Source organism: Rhodocytophaga aerolata (assembly GCF_030503435.1).
Classification (GTDB): Bacteria; Bacteroidota; Bacteroidia; order Cytophagales; family 172606-1; genus Rhodocytophaga; species Rhodocytophaga aerolata.
Genome location: NZ_JAUKPO010000014.1, coordinates 1 through 23,432 on the forward strand (window position 1 = coordinate 1; position 23,432 = coordinate 23,432).

Here is a 23,432-nt window from a genome sequence, read left to right on the forward strand (position 1 = left end):
GGTACTGCCCTCACAAGGTGGGAGAGTAGGTCCCCGCCACCTCATTATCAAGCAAGAGCCTCCCCACAAAGGAGGCTTTTTTGTTTCCTATCCCTCCTCCGCATCTCAACTCCCGCTCGTTGCTTCTTTCTTTTTTTGTGCCCACCCCATACCATATTAAATAAAAAACTAAAGGTGGAATTATTTATTATAGATCCACCTTTTCAAAATGTCTTAATTTGCTTTTTTAAAAGCTCTCTTTAAAAAAAGCAATCATCTTTTGCCAGGTATCTGTAGCTGCTTCACGATTATATACTTCCGGACGAGTGTCATTAAAAAATGCATGGCTTGTTCCAGGATAGATGGTGAAAGAATATGTTTTACCTGCCGACTTTAGTTTCTCTTCTAATGCCTCAACCGCTTCTTTAGGCGTAGTTTTATCTTTCTCTCCAAAAAAACCTAGTACAGGTCCTTCTAGCTTACTAAAATCAGGATTTACGCTTGGATGGATACCATAATAATCTACTGTGGCTCCCACTTTAGTGTTAATTGTAGCGGCATATAAAGCCAATTGACCACCCATACAAAAACCAACAACCCCTATTTTTTTTGTCGATACTCCTTCATGATTTGACAAATACTCTATAGCACTATTTAGTTTTTTTGCTGCTTCATCAATATTTAATGCCATCATCATTTTTCCGGCATCATCTGGAGATTTTGTTGCTTTTCCATCATACAGATCTGGGGCTAATGCTGTAAATCCTGCTTTAGCGAAACGGTTGCAAACATCTTTTATATGGTCTACTAATCCCCACCACTCTTGAATTACAATTATACCTGGGCCTTTTCCACTCTCAGAAGTTGCCAGATAGCCAGATGCTGTACTTCCATTCGATTTAAAAGAAACCATTGTTCCTGCCATAATTATGAAATATATGTTTTAAGTGATTGTTATGCGACTAGCTTTTAATCTGATATATTTATTTTTCTGATGTTGCTTTTAGTAAGCCAGCTCTCTTTAACAAAGCTTTAGCAGAAGGCTCTTTTCCTCTGAATCGTTTATACAGTTCCATAGGTGGTTCACTTCCTCCGGCAGATAATACGTGGGTTCGGAATAACCTTGCTGTTTCCCTGTTAAATATTCCCTTCTCCTGGAAAAACTCAAATGCATCTGCATCCAATACTTCAGCCCACTTATAACTATAATATCCGGCGGAATAGCCGCCTTGGAAAATATGTGAAAATGAGCAGCTAGTATTGGTGTTTTCGGCAACAGGTAATACTTGTGTGGGCTGTAAAATTTGCTTTTCAAATGTATCTACCGATGGAATGGAGGTTGCCGTCGTAGAGTGCCAAGCCATGTCCAATTGTGCAAGGCCAACTTGTCTGACGGTGGCATAGCCGCTTAAGAAATTTGCGCTATCTCTTATCCGCTGAATAAGCTCCGCAGGTATTTTCTCTCCTGTTTGGTAATGTTTCGCAAATAAATCCAAGCATTCTTTCTCATAAACCCAATTCTCCATTACCTGAGAAGGTAATTCCACAAAATCCCAGTAAACATTGGTCCCGGTCAGGCTTTCATACGTTCCGTTTGCTAATATACCGTGAAGTGCATGCCCAAATTCATGAAATAAGGTAGTTACTTCATTAAATGTAAGGAGAGAAGGTTTTGTAAGAGTGGGCTTTGTAAAATTGCATACAATAGAAATATGTGGCCGTTTATCTATACCTGCTTGCTTGTTTTGCCCACGGTAAGAAGTCATCCAGGCTCCGTTCCTTTTTCCCTCTCTGGGGAAGAAATCGGCATAAAAGACAGCCAGGTGTTTTCCATCCTCGTCTTGTACTTCGTATGTAACTACATCGGGATGGTATGTAGGAATGCTTTTATTTTCTTTAAACTGAATGCCATATAAGCGGTTAGCTACTTCAAATACACCTTGAACTACGTTTTCCAGCTGGAAATAGGGTTTTAACATTTCATCGTCTATGGAATATTTTTCTTTCTTCAGTTTTTCTGAAAAGAAAGCAAAATCCCAGCGTTGTAGGGAAGGTAAATTTGCCTGTTGCTGCGCATAATCAGTTACTTCTTCTACATCCAGTAAGGCTACTGGCTTGGCATGAAACAGTAAATCATTTAAAAAGCTAATTACTTTTGCCGGTGACTCAGCCATACGTTCTTCTAAAATATAATCAGCATGACTGGCATAGCCCAATAACTTTGCTCTTTCTTCACGCAAGTGGACAATCGTCAGAATTACTTGTTGGTTATCATACTCATTCCCTTGGAAGCAACGTGACCCATAGGCATAAAAGAGTTTTTCGCGTAAACTGCGGTTTTCAGCATATGTCATAAAGGGCAGATAGCTGGGCAGATGCAAGGTAAATACCCAACTTCCTTCTTTGTCTTTTTCTTTAGCTGTTTGTGCGGCTGCTTCTACCACACTTTCCGGCAGCCCTTTCAAGTCATCTTTAGCTGTGACTTCCATTTGAAAGGCATTGGTCTCATGCAGTAAATGTTCGCCAAACTCGAGGGAAAGTTGGGAAAGTTGCGTATCAATTTCCCGTAGGCGTGTTTTTCCTGTTTCATCCAGATTGGCACCATTGCGGACAAAGCTTTTATATGTTTTGTCCAGCAGCATGCTTTCTTCTTTAGAAAGTTTTAATGAGGCTTTTTGCTGATAAACGGCCTGCACTCTTTTGAAGAGGGCTTCATCTAATAATATATCGTTAGAGTAGGCTGTTAACAAAGGAGATATTTCTCGTGCTATGCGCTGAATTTCTTCATTGGTCTCCGCTGCATTCAGATTAAAGAATATAGAAGAAATAGTGTTTACTAACTTACCGCTTCTTTCCAGCGCTTCAATTGTATTGGTGAAGTCAGGGGTGTTTCCTGTAGCCGTTATGCTGGCTATCTCCTGTTTTGCCTGAGCAATTGCTTCTTGTACAGCAGGCAGGAAATGCTCATTTTTTATACGATCGAACGGAGCAGTTTCAAAAGGAGTATTAAAAGGTTCTAAGAGTGGGTTCATTGATGGTGTAGCGTAAGGTTTGTTGTAGAAAACTGGTTGAATATATGATAAAACTAAAAAATATTCTGCAAAATTCACAAAAGCTGCTATTCTTGTCTAGTATTTTGGTTAATCGAGAATGGCACTTAATACTTCCCATACATTTTCGGCCAGAATATGATGGCCTTGGGCATTAGGATGGATGCGGTCCATCAGGTTGAGATGGGCAATACCTGCTACTCCTTTGAGCAAGAAAGGAATATAAGCCATATTGTTTTTTCTGGCTATTTCTCCAAATATATTCCGGAAAGCGGCCACTACCGGATCATTTAAAAACATAGAAATTTCTCTGGGAATTACTAAGCTAGGCACTTCCATACCAGCCAGTACCATTCTGCTTTTGGGGTGAGTCTCTTTAACACGGTCTATAATCTTTTGGAGATTTGCCGCTGTTTGCGTAGGTAAAATACCTCTGGGAAGATCATTAATGCCTAGTTCCAAAATAAAAACGTCAATAGGGTCAGGTAAATACTGCTCAATACGGAGTACACCTCCTCCGGAAGTATCACCATTACGTCCTCCATTGATAATATGATAAGGCATGCGAAACGCGTGGAGGCGTTGTTGGATAAGGGTAGGCCAGGCTTGTGAAGAAGATAATCCATAACCGGCCGTTAAACTGTTTCCAAAACACAAAATATTTTTAATCCTTGGCATGGCATCTGGTCAAAGTAACCCTTACTAACGGTCATTTGGATACAGGGTTATCTATTTGAAAAGCAGGATATTTTGTATAAATTAAAATTTGGGTGCCTACGTTCTGGCTTTGTTGTGAAAGCCAAATGAATAATTAACAGTCGTAGAGCAATTTTATCTGAATAGTAGCCTTGTGTTTCCAATTCCTGTTTACAGGAATGACAGTTTACTTGCCTAAAAATCAACTTTCTATCTATGAAATTTTTTACTCTAGTACTTGTATTGATTCTGCATATTACTGCATTCCCTGGTTACAGCCAGGAAATTACACCGGCAGCTATTTTAGGTGAAAAATACAAGGCTGGGTTATTTCCTGAAAAGTTTGAGTACCTACAGCAGATAGCAACCTATAAGCAAGCTTTAAAAGAAAAAAGTACGAATATGAGAAAACTAGATAGCCTGGCTTTGCTGGAAACATTTTCCATGTGGCCTGAGGAAGAGCAGCAAAAGTTTAAACAGATTATCAGCCTGGCAAAAAACGATTTATCAGAAGATACTTACGACTATATTAAAGAACTAGGGTCTGATTATGCATTTACGTTGAATAAAGTGCTTAATCTAAATGAGCTTTATCAACTGGAAAGAATTATTATAAAATCAAATAAAGAGATAAAAGATGTTGAAGAGTGGGCAGCAAACATAGCAAAAGTTGTTACTTATTTTTATGATGATTTCATAGCTGATAAGCTGGAAGAAGATATGTTTTATTACCAGACGGTATTGTATGTAGAAGATAAACTACAAACCGTTAGTAAAAAATACCATCAGGATATTGGCTTATTTCTTTTAGCTAATGAAGAAGAAGCCCGAAGTCTGTATTATACGTGGAAGAAATGGAAACCAGCCATGAAGCCATCGCCGGCCAGGGAATTGCTATTCCTTCAGCTTGAAAAGAGGTTTACAAAAACGTTTACCGACTAATGCAAAATGGTAGCTACACCGGAAAAAATACAATGGCAATAATATAGGATATAAAAGAAATAACTAAACCAAACATAAAAATGGTGTAGGCTACCCGCAAAAGTTTATATTTTTTTCCGAGTACTTTGCCCAGAAAGTAATTATCCCGGATCATGCTGCCATACAGGTAGTCACTGTCTTTCATCATCTCCTGAATACCCCATTCATAATCGTCCAGGTTCATGCTGTGGAAATTGCCAAAGAACAGCAAATTAGTCCGCTTTTTATACACATCTTCCTTAGAAAATACGCCTGAAGTTACATTGGGCCGGGTAGCCAGCACAGCAAAAATAATTGTTAGCAAACAGGCTAATGTTAAAATAAGGGTAGGAATATAAAAATTAGGATATTCTTCCAGCCGCCGGCCTAACACAGATACCACAATGGAAAGAATAATTGAATTAACCGTAATCATAATGTTTGCCTTATTGTCGGCAATGGCACTCAACTCCATCTGATTCACTGACATTGTCCGAAACATGGTCTCTATACCTCTGACAGGCGTATGGATGTCCTTATCCATATGTTTATCTTTCTTTTTCTCCTTTTTTTCTTTTTTCCACTCCTTAGCCTGCAAATGTTCTGGCGAATCAGGATGCAAATGAGGTATAATGTGTGAGTGCTCTGGTGAAATAAATTCTGGTTGTCCGTTTTCCATTTCTTTAAGAGCTTTTTTTAGTTTTTTAACATTCTTTTCTTTTGCGGCTTCCATTTCTGTTTTCCCATACTGCGTAAAAAATAGATGGGACTTCAAAAATTCCCGGTTAGTAGCTATCCATTCACGGCGGCCAATCTGCTTATTTTTAACATGAGTCAACTCCAGGCGAAGCTGCTCAGCTCTTTCAAAATAATTGTCCAGGGTGATATGGTACATATCGGCATCACATAATACTTCTTCCAGCAGCGTATGCGGTTGTTGGGGATATCGGGTAGCCCGGATACAGCCCAGCACTTTTTCGGTTTTTTCAGAGGCCGCTTGCTGCTCTGTCAGAAATTTACGGGCTAGCCGTATACTATCTTCTTCATGATTGTCGTAACGGCAGCAATATCCGGCATCATGCAGCCAGGCAGCCAGCAATACAACTTCCTGTTCGTCTTGCGTTAAATGCGTTTTATCTGCAATTAGTTGAGCAGCCGCAACTACTTCTTTCGTATGTTGTAAATTATGATACGTATATTGGTCAGGAAGCTGCTTTTGAAACAGAGATTCCACAAACTTTTTAGTTTCTTCTAGCAAGGATGTTTGCTGAATCATAAAGGGCAACAGGTTATGTGTGTATAAAACATGCTTAACGGAAAAGATGTATAGGCTTGTTAAAAGAATATAAAGTATAAGAGCTAATAAAACCTATAAACTCTATGTAAGAACATTGTTATTAAAAGAAATCTACTGTAAGATTACATTTTTTAAAATAAACAGAAGCTGGCACTGTAAATATAGAGAAATGAAAAGATTTTTGTTAAAGGTTGTTATTCTCTTTATGCTATATATACATACTGCCTGTACTGGTTCATCTACCGACCAGTCGTCAGGTGAAGGAGAACTTTCGAAGGCATTTCCATACCGCATTAATGAGCCATCAGAAAGATTCTGGTTGCCCTCTGAGCTGGAAGAAATTTCAGGCGTAATGTATGTGGAAGATGGGATACTGGGAGCCGTACAAGATGAAAAAGGCATACTTTATATATACGATACCAAAAGTACAGCTGTTATCAACCGGATCAGGTTTGGTGCCTCAGGAGATTATGAAGATTTAACTCTGGCCGGAGAGGCTGTTTATCTTGTTCGCAGTGACGGAAATTTGTATAAAACCTCACTAACCGGAACAACCCCTGCAGAAATAATAGATACGCCCCTTTCTGGTAAAAACGATGTAGAGGGTTTGGCCTACGATGCTGAAAACAACCGTTTGTTATTGGCATGCAAAGGCATATCGGGTATAGAAAAAGATGATTCTGGCAACCGGGCGGTATTTGCTTTTGATTTAAAAAATAATACCCTCCAGCCAGATCCCGTGTTTGTACTATCAGTAAAAGAGGTAAAACAATTAACCAAGAGCAAAGAAAGTTTCCGTCCTTCAGGGATTGCTATTCATCCGGTAAACGGGTTGGTATACGTCCTTGCTTCGGTAGGAAAAGTATTGGTTGTGTTGAATAAAAATGGTAGTATTGAAGCCGTACAGCCACTTCCTGCACGGTATTTTAAACAACCTGAAGGTATCTGTTTTGCTCCTAATGGAGACCTGTTTATTTCTAATGAAGGCAGAGGCAGTATGGCAAGCATTCTCAGGTATAATTTTGCACCATAATGAAGTATTTCCTACCTATTCTTATTCTGCTCTTTGCATGCATCTCTTTCACCTTTGCACAACCGGCTACTCAGCCAGCTGTGCCGGTTGCTTACACCGTTTATCTGATAGGTGATGTGGGTGCCCCTTCCCTAACTATACAAGAACCAACGCTTGCCTTGCTGCAAAATCAACTAGAGGTAAGTGATACAGCCAGCGCCGTTATTTACTTGGGAGATAATATTTATCAGAAAGGGTTACCGGATTCAGCGGAGAGGAAGCGGAAAGAATCTGAGCAGTATTTGCTGGAGCAGTTGAAGATCACTGATCATTTTCCGGGCCAGGTATTTTTTATACCAGGCAACCACGACTGGGCTAGAAGTGGCAGAAAAGGCTGGGAACGGATAAAAAACCAGGAATTTTTTGTAGAAAACTATCTGAAAAGAGGCAATGTTTTTCTGCCAGACAATGGGTGTCCCGGACCGGTGGAAATTCCGTTAGGCGACAGCCTGGTATTAATCGTACTGGATACGCAGTGGTTTATTCATGCCTGGGATAAACCTGGGGAAGATTCCGATTGTGAAGCCAAAACGGCCGATCAGGTATTGGTACAGCTGGACGATATAGTAAAAAGAAACCTGCACAAACAAATACTGGTTACTTCGCACCACCCCATGTATACGTATGGGTCGCATGGCGGGTATTATACAGCTAAGCAACATCTTTTCCCGCTGACTGATTTGAATGAAGATCTATATATTCCTTTGCCAGTTTTGGGGTCTATCTATCCTTTATACCGAACACTTTTTGGCGATCCGCAAGATACCCCTCATCCCAAATACCGCCTAATGCGCAAAGCGCTCATCAATATATTTTCACAGCATCCAAGTATCATTCATGCGGCAGGCCATGAGCATACCTTACAACACATTGTACGCGATAGTATGAACTTTATCGTAAGCGGAGCAGGCTGTAAGCAGAGCCATGTAGCAGACGGCAAGTATGCCCAGTTTGCAGATATTGGCGAAGGCTTCGGAAAACTCAAGTACTATGCCAATGGAGAAGTATGGCTGGAGTTCTGGAAACCTGAGATGGAAGGGCCAGAAGGTACGTTGGTTTATGCAAAAAAACTTCAAGTACGCCCTCTAAAAGATCAGTTATCAGAAGAAGAAAAATGGAAGAATATAGATCTTACCGATAGTACAGTAACCGTGCAGGCAAGTAATCAATACAAGACAAGCGTTTTAGGGAAAACATTTTTAGGAGAAAATTACCGGGCTATATGGTCCCAGCCAGTAAAAGTCCCCTTGCTAGACATAGGGCAGGCTCAAGGCGGGTTAACTATTTTGCAACGGGGAGGCGGTATGCAGACCAAATCGTTGCGGCTGGAGAATCCGGCAGGCCGGGAATATACCTTGCGCTCGATAGAAAAATATGCTAGTGGAGCCGTACCCGAAGCATTAAAAAATACATTTGCCGTCGATCTGGTGCAAGATCAAATTTCTGCCTCTCATCCCTATGCCTTTATGGTAATACCTACGCTGGCAAAGGCAGCAAATATTTATCATACCAACCCTCGTCTGGTATATATTCCCGACGACCCCAGGCTAGGCAAACAAAGGTCCGCCTTTGCCAATACATTAGCCTTATTTGAAGAGCGGCCAGCTGGCGAAGGAGAAGATATTACTATTGAAGGGCTCAAAAATGCCAAAAAGCTTTATAGTACAACTAAAGTGCTGGAAAAACTTCAAGAAGATCACGACAATCACATAGATCAGCTAGCGGTATTGCGGGCCCGTCTGTTCGATCTGGTTATTGGCGACTGGGACCGACACGACGACCAATGGCGGTGGGCAGGTTTTGATCAGCATAAAGATATGGTATTTAAACCGATACCCCGCGACCGCGATCAGGCTTTTTTTGTAAATGAAGGCTTGTTACCTAAGCTTGCCAGCCGCAAATGGATTATGCCTAAAATTCAGGGATTTGGGAGCCGCGTACGCGATGTAAATACATTTATGCACAATGCCCGCTATTTCGATAGATCTTTCCTTACGGAACCTTCTTTGGAACAATGGACGGCCATGGCTGATTCTTTGCAACAAGACCTGACAGATGAGGTAATTGCAACAGCATTACGCCAATGGCCCGAATCTATCTATAAACTATCGGCAGATAACGTAGCAGCTAAACTCAAATCTCGCCGCGATCAGCTACAGCGGGAAGCCACCAAGTATTACCTGTTTTTAGCAAAGGCTGTAGACATAACCGGTAGTGATAAAAGGGAATATTTTGAAGTAACACGTCTCAACAATAAGCAAACACAGGTTACAGTATCTAAAATGGATAAGCACGGTAAACGTGGCGAGGTAGTATATAGCCGTGTATTTAACAAAGGAGAAACTAAAGAAATCCGCTTATATGGCTTTGGAGGAGAAGATATTTTTCAGGTCAGCGGTCAGGTAAGTAAGGGCATTCTGGTGCGTATAATTGGCGGAAACGAGAACGACCAGATTACCGATGTATCAAAAGTAGGCGGGCTTTTCAAAAAGACCAAAGTATATGACACCAGAAAAGGCAATCAGTTAGTATTGAACAGCGAAAGCCGAAACCTGACGTCGGATGACCCGGATATAAATGCCTACAACCGCAAAGCATTCCAATACAATTACATTGGCCCGCTGGCTTCTATAGAGTATAATTTAGACGATGGTATATTTTGGGGAGCCGGTGTTTTATACCGTACGCATGGCTTCCGTAAAGAACCGTATGCCATGCAACACAGTTTGATGTTTAATTATGCGCCCCTTACGTCTTCTTACCATCTGCGGTACCGTGGTATTTTTACAGATGTAATTGGTAAAATGGACTTGGATGTAGACTTTGACAGAAAGAAGCCGAACTATGTAACCAATTTCTTTGGTCTTGGCAATGAAACTCCCTATAGTCTGCCTGAAGAAGGCATTGATTATTACCGTGTCCGCTTTACACATACCACCTTAAAAACATTGTTGCGGTCACAAATTGGAGGCTTTGGTACTGTATATTTCGGCCCAACATACCAGAGTGTGGATGTGGAAAGTACGCCAGGCAGGTTTGTCGCTGATTTTTCCCGGAATGGGTTAACGCCTGATAGCTTTGAAGAAAAGCATTATGCTGGTGCTAATGTAGGCCTATTGCTAGATAAACGTGATAATACCCAGATGCCTACCGAAGGCATTGTACTAGGTATAGATGCTAATGTGAACAAAGGAGTTAAGCCAACGGCAAATGATTTTGGGCAGATTTATTCTTCTCTGGCCTTGTATTTTACCTTCCGGGTACCTGCCCAAATAACCATGGCTACCAGAGTAGGAGCCGGACGAAGTTTTGGGAATTACGAATTTTTTCAAGCGCAGGTATTAAGTGGCAATACTAATCTGCGGGGCTTCCGGAAAACCAGGTTTGCCGGCGAGAGCAGTTTCTTTCACAACCTTGAGCTGCGGATGAAGTTGTTTAGTTTCCGTTCGTATCTTTTTCCGGGGCAAGTAGGTTTAATCGGATTTAACGATGTAGGCAGAGTATGGCTGGATGGAGAAACTTCCGCTAAATGGCATCATGGTTACGGTGGCGGAATATATGTTGCCCCGCTTAGCAAAGTAGTTTTATCAGCAATGGTAGGTTTTTCGAAGGAAGAGGTTTTGCCTTTAATTAAAGCAGGTTTTCTATTCTAATGCCGGCTCATAAATTTCCTGGGCGGCACAGCAAACAAGCTAAAACTAATTAAAGAAGCATGATTTAGCTGGTTCTGAATAAGTGCATGGCGGGCAGGGCCCATTTTATTGGACAAAGTGAAGTTGATATTAGATTGCATACCCGCTTCCAGGCTAAACCAGAGCCAGTCGTGTATTTCTTTTTCCAGGCTTACTACATACCGGACAGCTGCCCGCCGCAAAAACAGATCTTGCTGAGGCAACGCAGCATTTCCAAAATTTACCCGGTACCGTGCGCCGTTCAGCTCAGTAGAGGCATATAGCAGCGTACGGTCATTAATTGTGTAGCGCAGCTTTACTTTAGAAGGTAGCAAGGCTTCTACCCCCCAGTTCTTTGTGAACGTATGGTTATAGGAGATTACTGGAGAAATAAGATTGCGGCCAAAAATATTGCCATAGGTAAATCCGATTCCATACGATAAGTTTTCGTTTCTTTTCCAACCAAAAACCGGAGCTATGTTAAACTGCAGAAAATTAGTTTTTGAATAGCCATTCATCTGATAGTCTCCGTTCAAATCGCCGCTAAGCCGTAACAATATAAATTTATTTCCACGCAGAGGTTTTACTACATATAAGGCTCCGCCAATAGTCTGCAAAGATTTATCTTCCATGCTACTGAACAAGGGAACATCCGTAGTAGGTTGTTCCGGTTTTTCGAAGTAGTAGTTTTCTTTGGAGTAATGAAAACCGGCAGCTAAAGCAAAACCAGGCTTGGAAATAATGGGTAAACGCATTTTAAATTCCAGGCGGCTGCTGGCACCAATCTCTCCGTTGGCTACCGTACCATCTTTGGCGATAGACCGGATGCCATAATCCATCAGATATTCCTGGCGTAGTATAATGCCTTTGGTGCGGGGCATACCAATCACGCTGGGCACACAAAAGCTGGTGTCTGCAGAATGTGTTTTGCTTATTTGTGCACATACAAGCTGTGCTATTAGCAAACTCAGTATTACCAGAAATAGGGGCTTCATAGAGTAGAGAAGTATCAGCTAAACAAGTATAAGCAAATTTAGTTCCGTTTTCATTAACTATTTTTTTTGTTCCTGATGGGTTGTACAATAAAGCTGCTGATTTTTTTGTATCTCTGTCGTTTCTGGCTTGCGAAATCATCATTTATTTTGATAAATTACTGTACCTAAGTAATTTATTTATGCGTCTGCTTTTGTTCCCTATACTATTCCTGCTTATGAACTACGGATACGACTCCGACCACTTACGAGATGAAGAACGCAAAGCCAGGCTCGAAAAAACGATAGAAGCCAGCCATCAGCACACAAGTAATGAAGCACAGGTTAACTCTGCTCTTTCACAGGCATTAGCTAACTATGTGGCTTTTATCAGTTATGCGGCAGACGAGGCCGAATCCATTGTTACTCATTTGCAAACCTATTATGAATCAGCAGAAGCCTGGAAAAAAGGTAAAGCAGCGGCTGTACGGCTTCCAAGGCCTTCAGGATCACTGGAAGAATATCAGTATCAAAAATCAATAAAGGAGAGCACTAGCCTGGCTGTTGCGGATAGCAAAATGCTGAACCAGAAAGCTCAGGAACTATGGCAATCGCTTGGGAAATTAGACGAGCAGTACAAATCGCTGGAGGTGTATATCCGCTTAGATGAATACAAAGGCGACAAATTACAACAGGGAGATAAATTGCTCATTCAAATGCAGGCACAGCTTGCAGAACTACGTAAAGCTAGCAGCAGTTTATACCAGCAAGTATCCAACATTTATCACAAATCAGCTATTTATCAGGAGTCTAATCCATATCAGCAGGCAGCTAAAACCATGCAGGCCGTACTAGCTGATGAACAAGAATTGTTAGATGCCTGGTCCTATAACCTGGCGGAGGAAGTGCCCACTGGTTGGCCCATAGAAACTTTTCAGCAAAGTATCACTGCTGAGGAAAATCGGGTAACTGCGTTTAAACAAAGCCCAAAGAATATAGAATATCCGGCTTCCAGTATGTACACTGGTTTTGGAGAATCTATATATTCGCTACAAGAAGCCAAACGAAATGCGGTAGATAACTATACATATCAGGCCAAACAATCGGATAAGCATGGAAATGAAGTTTATAAAAACCTGCTGAACTATTATAATAATGATCTGCTGGTAAATTATAACCAGTTTGTATTGTATGCGGCGCAGCAAGGGCAATATTTGTTAACGGCTCCCAAGTACTGTCCCCTTTTTGAAATCCGTACAAAAGGCAAACAAGCAACAAGCACTGCTCAGACAAAGCCCTTCCGGGATATGGATACGCCAACCTTGAAAATAATTCCAGAGAAAACGCCTATTTCAGCACCTGCGTCTCTTGCCTTAAACCAATATGTAGACTTTATCAATGAATCGGTACGGGCTATGCACATGTTACAACTGGGTATGCGAAATTATCAGGCAACAGCGGAGTATGCCAAAGGAAAAGCTTCTTCACAGAACCGGAATGCTATCTATTATTCCCATCAAGATTTTAAAATTCCGCTGTCGGCTTATCAGCAAACGCTACAAGGGAGCAACACCTTGCCAGCCGGTGTAAAACCTGCTCTAACTACTCAAGCGGAAGTGCTGCTAAATATGCTCAAAGAAATGGATGGATTAAGTGTAGAACTAACAGAATATGCGGCCGGGAAAACATACGTCCAAGATCAGTTTCGCCGGTCAGATGAGATTGTAAATAGATATGCTCTGCTATTTGAGCTGTTCGACAAGAAAAAAGAAGCATTGTATACAGATGTGCGGAAAGTGTTTGAAAACTATCCACCAGCTGAAGCTAATAGCCCATGGTACGTATCTGGTAAAGCTTTGCTACGAGCACTGGATAACGACAGGCAAGGCCTAACAGGTGTTAAACTATATATAACAGGTAAAACCCCTACACTGCCTGTCACTGATCAGATTACAGCCAATGTCCGTGAGCTAATTGCTAAAGAATACACAAATCTAAAAGGATTACAGCGGATTGGCCGTAATAATGGTCTGTGTCCCTATAATCCTTATGAAGACCTGGCAGAAAACTCCCGGGCTTTTGCTGAAAAAATAAATACAGGTTCTCAACCTAGCACCTATACCAAAACCATTAACTACGAAGATTTTATCTATTTATACAATAACCAGTTGGTGTATGAGTACAATAAGTTTTGTGAGTTATCTAAAGTGCCGCTTTTAAAATCCGTTTTACAGCCTCATTACTTTATTAAACAGACAGTGGCTGCAACTCAACCTGCCCAGCCAGTAACGCATACACCGGAAACTACAGCTCCGGCTAATCCCACTATGGTTCAACAGCAAAACCCAACTACACAAACGAATACTCCGCCAGTGCAAAATCCGGCGATCCATACCAGAGATACGGTGTATATTGAGAAAACGGTTGAAAAAACAAGGGTGGATACTGTATACATTTCTACTTCTGGTGGAGAAAGTACCGGAAACTCCATGGAGGGATATGCCTACAACAATATGGTGCTGTTGCTGGATGTGTCTGGCTCCATGAATTCGCCCCATAAGCTGCCATTGCTTAAAAAATCAGTAAAAAACCTGTTGCACATGTTGCGTCCGGAAGACGAAGTAGCCATTGTGGTATATTCAGGTAATGCCCATGTACTGCTGGAACCTACACCAGGCAACCAGATCGACAAGATCAGCCAAGCTATAGATAAACTAAAATCGGATGGTGGAACCGATGGAAACGCCGGCTTAAAACTAGCCTATAAAGTAGCTGATAAAAACTATAAACGTGGCGGCAATAACCGTATTATCCTGGCAACCGATGGTGAATTTCCGATTAGCAGCCAGAGTTATGACCTGATAGAGAAGGGAGCCAGGGAAGATATATACCTTACTGTGTTTTCCTACAGCCCCAAAGAGAGCATTACTAGTAACCTGCAGCGGCTAAGTGAGCGGGGTAAAGGCCGTTTTGAGCATATTACCCCCGAAAACTCCGATAGCCAGCTAGTCCGGGAAGCCAAAGCCAAGCGTGCCCGGTAATTAGCTTGGTGCGTTTACTGGCTTCCGTATGGAACAACTCTGAACCGGTACCGGAGCATGAGGCTTTGGGGCAACAACTCATCGTCAGTTGAAGTTGGGTTAGACCATTCAGACCAGATCATCGTATGTGCTGGCTCCTTGGGTAAGTTCAGCACAAACGTAACCAGCTGGTCGTGCAGAAATACACGTACTTCCCATTCTTTTACAGTGAACAAAGTAGTTTCCCAGGGTAAAATAATAGCATCTTCTTCTTTTCTCACTCGTTCCGGGTGGGGCAAGTTGAAGTTTTCCCCACCTGTAAACTGAATGTAACAGGCATCTTCAATAGATTTTCCCAGTAACACGGAAGCGGATGCCCGTAATTCTACCTCAAGTATAGGGCGACTCTGGGCATACGTAAACTTTTGCGGCTGCCTGTCCAGGTGCATCCACCAGGCCAGTAACCAGCCAGCCAATAAAGCGGCATCCACTAGCTGTATATATTTTAGAAAAGGGGCGGAGAGAAAACGGTTAGCTACAAAATAAAGTAAAAATACCCAGGCTACGGCTGCAACCATGCCTAGCAGGGCACTTGAATAAGCATAGCCTATCACTATATCCGAGCCACCTTTTCCAGCCATAGAGGCGGTAAGCCACGCAAAAAGAAGAAAGGCCAAGGGGGCCGTAAGTAATGCTGTAACAGCTAAGGTAAGAGAGCGTTCCATAACAGTGTAATGAAGTGTATTATCTCCATTCCTTTATAAATAACATAGAGATCGTCATTAGGCCAAATAAAAAGCCCGGGACAGCAAGAACACCTAGCAGCAACTTGGCTATACCTAGGTAATCAATTTTCATCAGTCCTAAACTACCAAGTAGTATTGCAGCAAGTCCGGCCAAAATCAGCATCCATAAACCTATATTGAAGGAAGATACAGAGCCATCGGTCAGGCCAATAAAAAAGAAATAAAGAAAGATTAATGCAATGAAGGCATCGAAGCCCCAAAGTATCCAGAAAAATGTCATAGGTGTAAATTGTTTGAGTATGAGTGTTATAGTGAATGGATACAAAGGTATACTCTGGAAGTATAGCCAGTAAATTTTACTGGTATTCAAAAGGTTAACAGGCTTAACAAAATGGTGTACAAAAGGTTATACTGCCCTACAATCATATTGGATGCCCAGTAATCTTCAACAAAATGAGTGTTACAGATTGGCAGATAGAAGTAAATAAATGCGTAGCTGGTAAGCCTGGAAACTAAAAATAAAGGCAAGAATAACTCTGCCGTATTGGGAGACACTGCTGTAGTAGCAAGCATGAAAAACTGCAAAAAACAGGCAAAACAGCTTGTTTACCTTTTGCTTACCTTCTTTTTTTCTGCTTGTTCACCTTTTGCCTACTCTGGTTAATAGGATATACATGCCTTTGTCGCTTTTCTTTGTATCATCATCCATCACCAAATCATAGCATCATAACTAACACTCTAATATTTACCCATCACCACATCGTACACATGGAAACACTACAACTTGCCACCCCACAAACTCAATCTGATATACAAGCAGACGCCCAAACCATTTTACACCGCATTTACAAACATATAATGGCTCAGCCTGTGGGGCAGGATTTTTCTCTGCTTGGTGGAGAAATGGGCTTTGCACTTTTTGAACGCTACTACCAGCATCATTTTAACTTGCCGGAAGAGAGCCGTACCTGGGAACGCATAGAAGCCAGCTTAGAAGCCATAGCTGAAGGAGATCAGCTACACACATTTGCTGGAGGAGTCGCCGGAATGGCCTGGAGTTTTTTACATCTCACCAATGCAGGACTGCTTTCAGGTTTGGAGTCTGATGCACAACGCATTGTAGAGGATCTGGACGAACCTTTGTTTAACGCATCTATGAAGTGTTTGCAAGAAGCGGAATTCGACTATCTGCATGGAGGCTTAAGTGCAATGCTTTATTTCCTGGAACGTACGCCCAGTCCCAGAATCCATCAGTACATCACAGCCATGGTACTGCAACTGGAAAATATATCAATTCTTAGCCTCCATGGCGGTATTACCTGGCTTTTTAAAAAACATGGCCTTTACAAACCAGGGGATACGCCTGAGTATAATCTTAGTCTGTCACATGGGGTAGCCAGTATAGTTGCTGTGCTTGCCTTAGCGTACGAAAAAGGGTATGAACGGGATCGATGCCACAAACTTATTCGTCTGGCTTTGCGGTGGATGTGGAATGTACGCAACAAACAAGATACCTCTCTATTTCCATACATAGTAACCGATGTGCTGCAAGATCAGCACAGCCGCCTGGCCTGGTGTTATGGCGATTTGGGTGTAGCCAGTGCTTTTTACCTGGCTGGTGAAAAGCTAGACTACAAACCCTGGAAAGATACAGCACTGCATACCATATATAAATCCACGTTGCGCCGCGAGTTTGCCGATACACATGTACGCGACGCCGGAGTATGTCATGGATCAGCAGGGATTGCCTATATTTATCATAAATTTAGCAAAGTTTCCACCAACCCCATTATTAGCTCTGCAGCCCGGTGCTGGTTAACCAATACACTGCAAAGGAGCTTGCCAGAGACGGAAGAGGCTGTATATGTACAATTAACGCCCACCAAAGAAGGGTTTGTGCCTTATCAGAGTAACGGACTATTAGAAGGGGAGACAAGTATTGGGATGGTTCTGCTTTCTATGCTGGGAACTCCTACCGGGTGGGACCGTTTTCTGCTGCTATCTTAACTAGTATGTTATAAACCGGCTCACTATCAAGCAACACATTTTTTATCAATACCCTGAACCGGCTTTTAAGCATTTGCTTGAAAGCCGGTTCTTTTTTAGTAAAGTCACCCGGAGAGCACTGACTACCTTGCTCGAAACAAACCCCCTGTTATTACACCTCTTGTACCATCTGTTAAGTTAGCCAGGTATTGGCTGAAAGCATGGTGGTAATTCCTTAGAATGAGATATCTTTTGGTAAGGGCAAATTATACTTTGATATACTTGAAAAAATGCTGTGCGTTTTTAAAAACATATAGCCTTTAGATTGAAATATATACTGCTGATGAATTTTATATGCTTCTAGTCGGGTATAGATTAGCTATACTAACAGGTTCAATACGGTGACGGAGTAACGTAACAGATTACTAATAAATCAGGAATTATTTTAATGCCTGTTCTTACAGGCAAGAGACTATTTGAAAGCTAAATACCATTTCCTTTCTATCTGTATTCTTCGCAGATTCTGCTACTGTTCCTTCCATTTACTGCGTAGTGTGTCTGTACTGTAAAAAAGCAGGCATTGTTTTGAATATAATTTTTCTAAGTCAGGTAAAAGAATGTATCAATAGATATCCTACTGATACATTCTTTTATTATCTCATCATCTACGCACCACCCAATTCAATAATACCTGGAATTTTCTCAGGTCTGTTTACCAGAGTTACCTCTTTTTATATCAGCATTTTCTAATTTTTATTATTTCTTCCAATGAGTGGACAAAAAACCATCAAGATGAAAAAAATATAAAAAGGGCTTTTATGATGAAAATGAGGTGTTTTTATCTCCTGTGTTCACCTTTTGATACCGTTACTAACAGTCATGTATACGCGCTGTATACCCTTTTTTTGCCATCCGTTCACTGTTTGTATACCCCTAAAAATTGACATGGGGCCAGGCCGTGTGCTATGTTTGTATCATCAAAACGACAACAACACAACCACACAGGGACAGCCGAAAACCTGAAAACAAAGTAGGCCAAAATATAACTTATATAACAAAACAATCAAACTCTCTAAACAAGTAAAACTATGAAAAAGCAAGTAAAGAAAATCACCTTAAGAACAGACAAAATAGTAAACCTGTCTAATACTCAGGCAATGAATATACAAGGCGGAAGGGCGGGAATCTGTCCAACTTCCCGCCTAAATGCCAATGGGCTTATTAGTTGCTATGATGGTCCTAAGTAATCGTCCATCAGGGGTAGCCGAAAACCTGAGATAGAGTAGGCAAACAACAAATCATCTAAAACACAATCACAAACTCTATAAACAACAAAAAACTATGAAAAAGCAAATTAAAAAGGTTGCTCTGAAAACAGAAAAAATTGTTAGTCTATCTACTGCACAAGCTCAAAATGTGCAAGGCGGCAGGATGCACAAACCATTCGTATTAACTATGTGAATAATCACCACTCTCTATTTAAACAAAATAATTCCAACTCTCTAAACAAAACAATTATGAAAAAGCAAGTAAAAAAAATCACATTAAAAACTGACAAAATTGTCAACCTGTCTACCACGCAAGCTCAGAACGTTGTAGCTGGTGCCAGACCTTCTGGTAACACTACTGAGTGGGTAAACACAAGACCAACCTGCTTGTAAAAACCAATGACTGTAATCAGTCATCAGGGGTAGCCCAAAACCTGACAACAGAGTAGGCAAACTTTTAAATCATTCAAAACAAAACAATCACAAACCCCTTTAAAACAACAATAATTATGAAAAAGCAAGTAAAAAGAATCACTTTAAAGACTGATAAAATTGTAAATCTGTCTAATACACAAGCTCAGCAAGTAGTAGCCGGTGCTAGACCTTCCGGTAGCGGTAATACTACTAAGTGGGAAAACGGAATTCCTACCTGCCTGTAATCAATTATCAGGGGAAGCCGAAAACCTGCAACAGAGTAGGCAAATCTTAAATTATCTATTGCCACTGTACATACCTTCTAGGTAAGATGGATTCTTTCTCCAGTAGCAACGTTCAATAGTGTATGACCAGAATCTTTGCTTGTTCTGGACTATATAATAACCGGACGGCTGATTACCTGTAAAAGTGCCTTTTTGGTGAAATTTAGGATGTTTTTTGGGCCCATGTTCACCTTTTGCTACACACTTTTAGGCACAGTTCAATGTTTGTATACCCTTATTTTCCCGCTGTTCACCGTTTGTATACGCCCAAAAATTGACTTGGGGCCGGGTAGTGTAGTATGTTTGTTTCATCAGAACGGCAACAAACAAAAGGAATTTGATAGTAGATTACTGGCAACAAACATTTAGGATAGTCCACTTACCTTCAAAAACAAACCATCTAAAACAAATACTCTTTAAACGAGCAATAACTATGAAAAAACAAGTAAAAAAAATCACCTTGAAAACAGATAAAATAGTAAACTTAACAAAAAGCCAGAGCCAGCAAGTGGCAGCCGGACGCTCCATTATCACTGGCTTCCTTTTGTGCGAGATTCTGACAACAAAAACTATCTAATACCCAACTAATATAACCTACCTGCCCACAGGTATAGTACTCGTCCGGAGCATCAGCAAAAGCTATCCATTATCAACCTCAGACGAGCCAACACTTTCTTATTCCAATAACATTACGATAATTTAATAAGGTACGATGCACCAAACATCAGCGGAGGCGGAGCTGTGTCCGTTGACCACGCCCCGCTGCTGTTTTATTTGCCGTATCGCTGCCTTCCAGTAAAAATTTGAATTCTGCGTACCTGTATCACATCGAACCTTATGAAAACGACATCTTTTGAACAAGCCTTTGTGCGCGTTCCCCTGGCTGGCTACTCAGCCATTGAAAATCTTACCTGGGCTACTTTATCGGCACAGCTACAAGACCCGGCTTTTTTAGAAGCCTTATTTATAGCTTCTCCTTCTCTCTATGAGGAGGCAATTAAACTGGATCTGATTAAAGAGCCAGACGAGAAAAACCGCAAGGTAATTTACTCTTTAATCAAATACTTATCCCGCTATGCCACTCGTTGTACCCCTTTTGGCTTGTTTAGCGGGTTCTCAACCTTACCCATTGATACGAATTCTACACATGTAACAGTAAAAACCGAAGACCAGGTACGCAAAGTAATCCGTCTGGATATGAACTACCTTTGTGCATTAGCCCAAGACCTGGAGAAGCATCCGGCAGTAAAACCTTATCTGCACTTTTACCCTAATTCCAGTCTCTATGAGATTAACGGGCAGTACCGCTATGTAGCGTATCAGTATAATGCGGCCAATATGCGTGTTCACCACCTGAGCAGCGCAGAAAAAACACCCTATCTGGAAACCTTATTTGAAAAAGCACATGCTGGCGCACGTATCAGTGAGCTGGAGGCTATTCTGGTAGGCGAAGAAGTAACTAATGAAGAATCCCAGGAGTTTGTAGCCCAGGTACTCGATTCCCAATTGCTAGTGAGTGAACTGGAACCTTCGTTGACCGGAGAAGATTTCCTGCTGCAAATTATAACAACGTTAGAAAAGGTACAGGCACAGTTTCCTTCCGTAGAACTGGAGTTCATTATTGGATTGCTTAGCGAAGTAAAAGCGGATTTAAAACGCCTGGAAACGGAAGGCCAGACCCACAGCACCGGAAAATTTATAGCTATAGAACAAAAACTGGCTGCACTGCCAACACCCATTAACCGCAAAGCCCTCTTTCAGATAGATACATACCTGCCGGAAACCAACGGCAGTTTGAATAAAGGCCTCATTAATAAGCTCATTGCCAAGATTCCGGCTCTCCTCAAGTTAACTCCTCATGGCGAAGGAATCTTAGGCGATTTTAAAAATAAATTCACGCAAAAATACGAAGACGAAGAAGTGCCGCTGGTAGTAGCCTTAGACCCTGAATTGGGTGTAGGCTTCCCGGCCGGAGGAGAGAAAGCAGATCTTTCACCTCTGGTGGAAGGTGTACCCATGGGAAGTGAGGGAGCCAGAAGCAGGTCTTTGACCATTCCTAAAGAACACGAATTTATTGTGCAGAAAGTGGCCGAGGCGCAGTTAAGCCGCCAGTTCCAGATTACTCTTTCCGAAGAAGACCTACGCGGCATAGATACGGTTGAACAAAACCTGCCGCTGACTAATACGGCTATGTTTTCGGTACTGCGTGAAGGAGGAAAAGAATACATCGTACTGGATACCTTTGGCGGCACTACCGGCACCTTTTTGCTCGGCCGATTTGGCCACACAGATCCTTCCGTGCTGAACCTCTTAAAAGATATCAGCCGCGCCGAAGATGAAGCCATGCCTGAAGCTATTTTGGCAGACATTGTACACCTGCCAGAAGCCCGCACCGGCAATGTGATTATCCGCCCGGCATTGAAAAACTATCAAATCCCTTATCTGGGTAAAGCCTCTGTTGACCGGAAACACCAGATTCCTCTGACTGATCTTTTTATCAGTGTCCGCGGCAACCGCATTATTCTGCGGTCTAAATCCTTAAACAAGGTAATTATACCGCGTCTTTCCAACGCCCATAATTTCTCTAATCCAGATTCACTGGATGTCTACCACTTTTTGTGTGCTCTGCAGTCTCAGGGAGTGCGTACCAGCCTCAGTGGCGTAGTGAGTAGCTTTAGTTCCCTATTTGTATTTACACCTCGTATTGTGCTCGACAATATTATTCTGGCTGAAGCCCAGTGGAATTGCCGGGCCGGACAACTGAAAGAAGTAGTAGCTGCGGCAAAAAAAGGAGAATGGACAGCCCTGAAAGTGCAAATAGACCAGTGGCGGCAAAAATACGGGATTCCACAGCACATCTGCTTAGTAGATTTCGACAATGAGTTATATATCGATTTAGAAAACCAGTGGCTAGCCCAAACTTTCGTTCAGGAAATAAAAGCAAGGGAGATATTTACAATTAAAGAATACTTATTCCATCCTGGTAATGCGGTTGTGGAATCACAAAAAAGTAAGCATAGCAACCAGTTTGTGGTAGCTTTTCAAAATCAGCCTTCAACGGCAGCACAGTCAGTACAACGCAGCACAGCTTCAACTACTTCCCAGCAAGCAATAGCCCGTAAGTTTTTCTCCGGCTCCGAGTGGCTGTATTATAAAGTATACACTGGCGTTAAAACCGCAGATAACCTGCTAACTGAAGTGCTTTATCCGCTTACCGAGCATTTCAAAGCCAAAGGATGGATAGATAAATTCTTCTTTATCCGCTATGCTGATCCTTCACAGCACTTCCGTTTCCGCTTCCACCTGACACATCCCAAATATACTGGCAAAGTAATCGGAGAATTGCACAAGCATTTGTCGCCTTACCTGGATAGCAAAGCCGTTACAGCTATTGTGAATGATACCTATAACCGCGAACTGGAACGTTACGGCAGTAATTCCATAGATGCGGTGGAAGAGTATTTCCATACCGATAGCCAAATGATTTTGCAGTTTTTAAGTATGATTGAAGGGACCGAAGGGGAGGAGTGCCGCTGGCGCTTCGGCATGCAAATGCTCAATGATTTACTCAACCTGTTTGGCTTTGATCTGAAACAGAAATTAGACTTTACAGAGCTAAATGCCATGTATTTCGGCAAAGAGTTTGGCTACAATCAGGACTTGAAAAAGAATCTGGATGCCAGATATAAAGAAATTGAAGCAGCTATGGTGGAGCTCTTCGCAGAAGCAAATGAAGAACATACCTTCTTCTACCAGTTGAGCCATCAGCGCAGCAACCAGTTTGTGGATTTTGCCCAGAAGATACAAGCTCTGTCTGCCATGGGAGAGCTACAGATCTCTGTTCAAAGTCTGTTAGGAAGCCTCATTCATATGAATGTCAACCGCTTGTTCCGCAGCCGTCAGCGGTTTGTAGAGTACTCCCTCTATTATCACCTAAGCAAGTATTACCGCATCCAGTATGGCCGCACGGTATTAGCAGGAAAGAAAGGTCAACCTCAACTAGCCACTGCTTAAATTC

At 41.8% G+C, this 23,432-nt stretch carries 18 protein-coding genes; 11 read left to right on the top strand and 7 right to left on the bottom strand.

The window, feature by feature from the left end; genetic code table 11:
* Positions 1–226: 226 nt before the first annotated feature.
* From Q0590_RS21010 to Q0590_RS21020, 3 genes are all read right to left on the bottom strand, one after another.
* Positions 227–904 carry a dienelactone hydrolase family protein gene (locus Q0590_RS21010; protein WP_302039572.1) on the bottom strand — a complete coding sequence of 226 codons (678 nt, stop codon included), beginning with the start codon at positions 902–904 and terminating at the stop codon, positions 227–229.
* Between the two features lie 58 nt (positions 905–962).
* Positions 963–3,011: a M3 family metallopeptidase gene (locus Q0590_RS21015; protein WP_302039573.1), complete on the bottom strand. Its 2,049-nt coding sequence runs from the start codon at positions 3,009–3,011 to the stop codon at positions 963–965.
* A 108-nt stretch (positions 3,012–3,119) separates the two neighbouring features.
* Complete coding sequence (locus Q0590_RS21020) at positions 3,120–3,707, bottom strand: arylesterase (protein WP_302039574.1); 588 nt, start codon at positions 3,705–3,707, stop codon at positions 3,120–3,122.
* A 234-nt stretch (positions 3,708–3,941) separates the two neighbouring features.
* Between Q0590_RS21020 and Q0590_RS21025 the strand changes: the two genes are divergently transcribed.
* Positions 3,942–4,667, top strand: coding sequence for a hypothetical protein (locus Q0590_RS21025; protein WP_302039575.1), 726 nt, complete (start codon positions 3,942–3,944; stop codon positions 4,665–4,667).
* A gap of 13 nt (positions 4,668–4,680) precedes the next feature.
* Here the strand turns inward: Q0590_RS21025 and Q0590_RS21030 are convergent, their stop codons facing one another.
* Positions 4,681–5,961, bottom strand: coding sequence for a Pycsar system effector family protein (locus Q0590_RS21030; protein ID WP_302039576.1), 1,281 nt, complete (start codon positions 5,959–5,961; stop codon positions 4,681–4,683).
* Positions 5,962–6,151: 190 nt separating this feature from the next.
* On the opposite strand from Q0590_RS21030, the gene Q0590_RS21035 reads away from it, so the two are divergent.
* A complete protein-coding gene (locus tag Q0590_RS21035) occupies positions 6,152–7,015 on the top strand; it encodes an SdiA-regulated domain-containing protein (protein WP_302039577.1) in 864 nt (287 codons plus the stop codon).
* Positions 7,015–10,707, top strand: coding sequence for a BamA/TamA family outer membrane protein (locus Q0590_RS21040; protein WP_302039578.1), 3,693 nt, complete (start codon positions 7,015–7,017; stop codon positions 10,705–10,707). Before Q0590_RS21035 ends, Q0590_RS21040 begins: the two co-directional genes overlap by 1 nt.
* Here Q0590_RS21040 and Q0590_RS21045 read toward each other — a convergent pair.
* Positions 10,704–11,720 (bottom strand): DUF6268 family outer membrane beta-barrel protein, encoded by a 1,017-nt coding sequence (locus Q0590_RS21045; protein ID WP_302039579.1) that lies wholly within the window; start codon positions 11,718–11,720, stop codon positions 10,704–10,706. The genes Q0590_RS21040 and Q0590_RS21045 overlap by 4 nt on opposite strands.
* Positions 11,721–11,935: 215 nt before the next feature.
* On the opposite strand from Q0590_RS21045, the gene Q0590_RS21050 reads away from it, so the two are divergent.
* Complete coding sequence (locus Q0590_RS21050) at positions 11,936–14,737, top strand: vWA domain-containing protein (RefSeq protein WP_302039580.1); 2,802 nt, start codon at positions 11,936–11,938, stop codon at positions 14,735–14,737.
* Positions 14,738–14,751: 14 nt separating this feature from the next.
* Here the strand turns inward: Q0590_RS21050 and Q0590_RS21055 are convergent, their stop codons facing one another.
* Positions 14,752–15,441 (bottom strand): hypothetical protein, encoded by a 690-nt coding sequence (locus Q0590_RS21055; RefSeq protein ID WP_302039581.1) that lies wholly within the window; start codon positions 15,439–15,441, stop codon positions 14,752–14,754.
* A gap of 19 nt (positions 15,442–15,460) precedes the next feature.
* Complete coding sequence (locus tag Q0590_RS21060; protein WP_302039582.1) at positions 15,461–15,742, bottom strand: osmoprotectant transporter permease; 282 nt, start codon at positions 15,740–15,742, stop codon at positions 15,461–15,463.
* A gap of 488 nt (positions 15,743–16,230) precedes the next feature.
* On the opposite strand from Q0590_RS21060, the gene Q0590_RS21065 reads away from it, so the two are divergent.
* From Q0590_RS21065 to Q0590_RS21090, 7 genes are all read left to right on the top strand, one after another.
* On the top strand, positions 16,231–17,469 hold the full coding sequence (locus Q0590_RS21065) for a lanthionine synthetase C family protein (RefSeq protein ID WP_302039583.1): 1,239 nt from the start codon (positions 16,231–16,233) through the stop codon (positions 17,467–17,469).
* Positions 17,470–18,536: 1,067 nt separating this feature from the next.
* Positions 18,537–18,695 (top strand): class I lanthipeptide, encoded by a 159-nt coding sequence (locus tag Q0590_RS21070; RefSeq protein ID WP_302039584.1) that lies wholly within the window; start codon positions 18,537–18,539, stop codon positions 18,693–18,695.
* Positions 18,696–18,789: 94 nt separating this feature from the next.
* On the top strand, positions 18,790–18,909 hold the full coding sequence (locus Q0590_RS21075; RefSeq protein WP_302039585.1) for a class I lanthipeptide: 120 nt from the start codon (positions 18,790–18,792) through the stop codon (positions 18,907–18,909).
* Positions 18,910–18,965: 56 nt separating this feature from the next.
* Entirely contained in the window at positions 18,966–19,109 is a 144-nt protein-coding gene (locus Q0590_RS37560) for a class I lanthipeptide (RefSeq protein ID WP_366970481.1), read from the top strand.
* 116 nt (positions 19,110–19,225) lie between these two features.
* Positions 19,226–19,375, top strand: a complete 150-nt coding sequence (locus Q0590_RS21080; RefSeq protein ID WP_302039586.1) for a class I lanthipeptide — start codon at positions 19,226–19,228, stop codon at positions 19,373–19,375.
* Between the two features lie 472 nt (positions 19,376–19,847).
* Entirely contained in the window at positions 19,848–19,991 is a 144-nt protein-coding gene (locus tag Q0590_RS21085) for a class I lanthipeptide (protein ID WP_302039587.1), read from the top strand.
* A 260-nt stretch (positions 19,992–20,251) separates the two neighbouring features.
* The gene (locus tag Q0590_RS21090) at positions 20,252–23,428 is read left to right on the top strand and encodes a lantibiotic dehydratase (protein WP_302039588.1); all 3,177 of its coding nucleotides are present in this window, start codon (positions 20,252–20,254) and stop codon (positions 23,426–23,428) included.
* Positions 23,429–23,432: the final 4 nt, after the last annotated feature.